The following is a 620-nucleotide window of genomic DNA, read 5'->3' as shown; positions in this document are numbered from 1 at the left end:
GGGACCACCACCAGTCGCCCGCCGTGCAGCAGCGCCCCCCAGATCTCCCACACCGAGAAATCAAACGCATACGAATGGAACTGGGTCCACACCTGCCCGGGCGCCAACGCCACCCCCACCGCCGGGGCGTCGAACAACCGGGTCACATTGGCGTGGCTGACCGCCACCCCCTTGGGCACCCCGGTGGTCCCCGAGGTGTAGATGATATGCGCGACATCCTCAGGATCCGGGCCCGGGGGCGCCGTGGCGGGCTGCGACTGCAGTGCGGGGCTGTGCACGTCGATGACCGGCAACACATGCCCGGCCAGCTTGCCGGCCAGCGCGACCGTGGTCACCGCGGCCACCGGCGCGGTGTCGGTCAACATGAACTCGATGCGCGCCTCGGGCAACCCCGGATCGATCGGCAAATATGCCGCCCCGCTCTTGAGCACCGCCAGGATCGCCACGATCGCCTCGGCCGAGCGGTCCAACAACACCGCCACCGACTCCCCCGGACCCACACCCCGGGCAATCAACCCATGCGCCAACCGATTCGACGCCTCATCCAACTCCCGATACGACAACGAACGACCCGCACACCGCACCGCCACCGCCCCCGGCGCACGCACCACCCGCGCCGC

The 620-nt window shown here is 69.8% G+C and carries 1 protein-coding gene; it reads right to left on the bottom strand.

Annotated features, from left to right (window positions below):
• Positions 1-620: AMP-binding protein (locus tag A5756_RS21590; protein WP_156659755.1), on the bottom strand; the 620-nt coding region annotated here is incomplete at both ends.

It is taken from the genome of Mycobacterium sp. 852002-53434_SCH5985345, from assembly GCF_001667155.1.
GTDB lineage: Bacteria > Actinomycetota > Actinomycetes > Mycobacteriales > Mycobacteriaceae > Mycobacterium.
This window is presented reverse-complemented; position numbering and strand designations above follow the sequence as displayed.